The organism is uncultured Bacteroides sp., assembly GCF_902491285.1.
Classification (GTDB): domain Bacteria; phylum Bacteroidota; class Bacteroidia; order Bacteroidales; family Bacteroidaceae; genus Bacteroides.
On the sequence record NZ_CABUHK010000172.1, the window covers coordinates 1 to 2,740 of the forward strand.

Sequence of the window (2,740 nt, forward strand, 5' to 3'; positions counted from 1 at the left end):
ATTGAGCGCAGCATTTTGTAATTTAGAATCGCTCTAAATCCACTTACTTATAGGGACTTATTATTAATAGTAGACTTCGCCAGAATACGAAGTCTTACTTTCCACAAGGCTTCCGCTCGAATTATAAACTTTTGCGGTAACAGCTACACGATAGTAATACTTGCTTGAGACCCGGTACGATTCATTCATAGATACGTATCCTCCGCTCTTAGACCATCTTTTGATGGGTTTCCATGTACCATTCTTTTGCTGTAATTCCATTACAACAGTTGCGTTATAGCCGTTCGCGACATAAGCTGATCCGCTGCAATTCGCGTAGCCATTACTGCTAATAGCAAGATCAGCGGTGGCATCTTCCAATCCAATGTATAGCGGAGCAACCACATCCGAATAATCAACCGCAGCCACAGGAAAGGCCACCAACGACACAGCCACACTCAGCGTTAGCATAATAGTCACTAATCTTTTAAATTTCATTTTGACCTCCATATTTTATCTGTTTTGCAGCGCCCAGAACAACAGACGCCGCCATACAGCAAGTGCAACGTAAAAAATAAAAAGGAAGAGAAAAATCTCTTCCTTTTTATCGAATCTCGACACTCTCCGAAATGCGAAGCATATCTTCTTTTGAAATGTTATATCCCGTAACTTTAACGATCCAGCCTTTTTCCATATCTGTCCAAAGCACGGTTATCTTATCACCTTTCTCGGTTTTCATTTGATAAACGCCAGCCTCATTATTCTGAACCATTGCTGATTCTTCAATTGCCCCCTCGGTATCAAAGCTGTATGAACGATTCTTAGATATGGCCGTAGCCGCAACATCAAGGTTTTCGCCGTTTTCTCCATCTGCCCTAATAATCATTCTGCTCTCATCAAACTCTTCAAGCCCTATTTGGTAACCATCTGGCATCCACAAAATACTCATCTTGTGGGTTTCTGCACCATTAGTAGTACCGCTAAAGCGGATCTCACTATGGTCATCAAACATTTCCACAAGAGCAGTTAGCGTCTGCGTGCGGAATGACGGAGATGCTGCAAACGCCGTGGTAAATAGCAGCATCATAATCAAAGTAGCTGCCGAGATCACTCTAAAAACGCGCACCGCTCCACGTCTCGCAGATATAAAGTTTTTCTTTCCGAATTCAGTCCTAATTGTGCGAATACAGCGCTCATCCAACTCCCTTGGAATTTCTGCCGACGGATCGCGTTTAAGCTGTTCATTAAGCTCCTGCAGCTTTTCGCCTTCCGTCTCAGCTACATCTTCCATCATCAATGCGAATAAAGCATCTTCGTATCGTTCTACCAGCTTTTCATGATGGGTCATTCTAAACAGCCCCTTTCTCTTGCATCGAATATAATACCTTTCTTCTGACTCGAGTTAATTTTATTCGAATACTCCCCGGCGCACAAGATAGCAACTCCGACAACTGCCTGTCATCATATCCAAGAAAATACTTCCCCTCTAGCAGTAACCTTTCATTCGGTTCCAACTCATCAATCGCCTCGCGCAAACTTCTCTTAGCTTCTCGATCCATAATAATATCAATTATAGAATCAGGCTCTATGATACTCTCTTCGACCGATTCTGTAAATGATGTTATATTCTGGGCATCTCTCTTCTGCCGCCGCAGTATATTGATGGCCGTATTGCGTACAGTAGTTACAACATAGCTGGTCAATACTGGTTCTTCTAACGTGCGAAGCAGTTCGATCCGACTCATAAGTTTCAATAAGCTCTCTTGAACAGCATCCTCACATTCCTGTAAATCCATCAGGTACTTCTTTGCTGTGAAAAGCATCAGTCGATCATACTTCTTGTATATCTGTGTGATAAACTCCTGACTCGTTGGTGCTGCCCTATCACTCAAGCTGTGATTCATCGTGCGACTCACCCCTATTTGCTCCTTTGAGCCTCAACCGTTCTCTCTATTATTGATAAGACAATATCTATCAATAGTCGCAACAGGCACTCAGCCCCGCGCTGCTCCCCCATTTAACTTTTCGTTTCAAAAACTATGGTAAATCTAATTTATAACACGTAAATATTACAATTTCAATTCTTTTCCTAAAATATAAGCCGATAAGAAATCAGAAAATATATAATTCAAACATCAAGTGCAATTTCTTAGAGGAGTGGCTTATATGGCTCATTTGGGAGAACTCATTGCCGAATTGCGGCAAGATAAGGGGCTAACTCAAAAGGAACTTGGTGATATTCTCTGTGTTTCCTCTGGAACAATTTCAAACTATGAAAACGGTGTGCACCTCCCGGATGTTGATAAGGTCATTGCTCTTGCAAACTACTTTCATGTCACAACCGACTACCTGCTCGGTCGCACCTCGTCTAATCTCCCTGTTGAGTTATTGCAGCAAGCCATCACCAATGAAAAGACTCTCGGTGATGTGATGGCATCATTTGCTAAATTACCAGCTAATCGTCAAGCTGCGCTCAGCTTAATCATCTCTGACATGGAAGTCCGGCAAATGATCGACACATATAGCAAAACAGGTGACAGCAAATGATTCCAATCCCAGCAAGTATCCTAGCAATCGAAAACGAAAGTGGTCGAGATTTTATGGAGAACATTTTTTTCTCCTATCAACGGCTCATATATCACGAAATCGGTTCAATACTAAACGATCCCTGGTCTAAGGATGACATTTTTCAGACCGTCATCGTTCAGCTTATTAATAACATTGATACACTGCGTCCTATGCCAGCCAAAGTGCTTACCTC

General features: G+C 42.2%; 5 protein-coding genes. 2 read left to right on the forward strand and 3 right to left on the reverse strand.

Annotation, left to right across the window (positions count from 1 at the left end):
* Positions 1-63: 63 nt before the first annotated feature.
* The 3 genes from RDN93_RS21905 to RDN93_RS21915 form a co-directional block, all read right to left on the reverse strand.
* Complete coding sequence (locus RDN93_RS21905; protein WP_308747421.1) at positions 64-450, reverse strand: hypothetical protein; 387 nt, start codon at positions 448-450, stop codon at positions 64-66.
* Positions 451-583: 133 nt separating this feature from the next.
* Complete coding sequence (locus RDN93_RS21910; RefSeq protein ID WP_308747422.1) at positions 584-1,327, reverse strand: DUF4367 domain-containing protein; 744 nt, start codon at positions 1,325-1,327, stop codon at positions 584-586.
* Between the two features lies 1 nt (position 1,328).
* Entirely contained in the window at positions 1,329-1,883 is a 555-nt protein-coding gene (locus RDN93_RS21915) for a sigma-70 family RNA polymerase sigma factor (protein ID WP_308747423.1), read from the reverse strand.
* 262 nt (positions 1,884-2,145) lie between these two features.
* On the opposite strand from RDN93_RS21915, the gene RDN93_RS21920 reads away from it, so the two are divergent.
* On the forward strand, positions 2,146-2,526 hold the full coding sequence (locus RDN93_RS21920; RefSeq protein ID WP_118625990.1) for a helix-turn-helix domain-containing protein: 381 nt from the start codon (positions 2,146-2,148) through the stop codon (positions 2,524-2,526).
* The coding region (locus RDN93_RS21925) for a sigma factor (protein ID WP_308747424.1) at positions 2,523-2,740 on the forward strand (218 nt) is incomplete at its 3' end. The genes RDN93_RS21920 and RDN93_RS21925, both read left to right, overlap by 4 nt.

What these genes read in the sequence shown, in the direction of transcription:
- RDN93_RS21905 (WP_308747421.1), bottom strand. Translation starts at nt 450, where the DNA reads ATGCTAACGCTGAGTGTGGCTGTGTCGTTGGTGGCCTTTCCTGTGGCT.
- RDN93_RS21920 (WP_118625990.1), top strand. Translation starts at nt 2,146, where the DNA reads ATGGCTCATTTGGGAGAACTCATTGCCGAATTGCGGCAAGATAAGGGG.
- RDN93_RS21910 (WP_308747422.1), bottom strand. Translation starts at nt 1,327, where the DNA reads ATGACCCATCATGAAAAGCTGGTAGAACGATACGAAGATGCTTTATTC.
- RDN93_RS21915 (WP_308747423.1), bottom strand. Translation starts at nt 1,883, where the DNA reads ATGAATCACAGCTTGAGTGATAGGGCAGCACCAACGAGTCAGGAGTTT.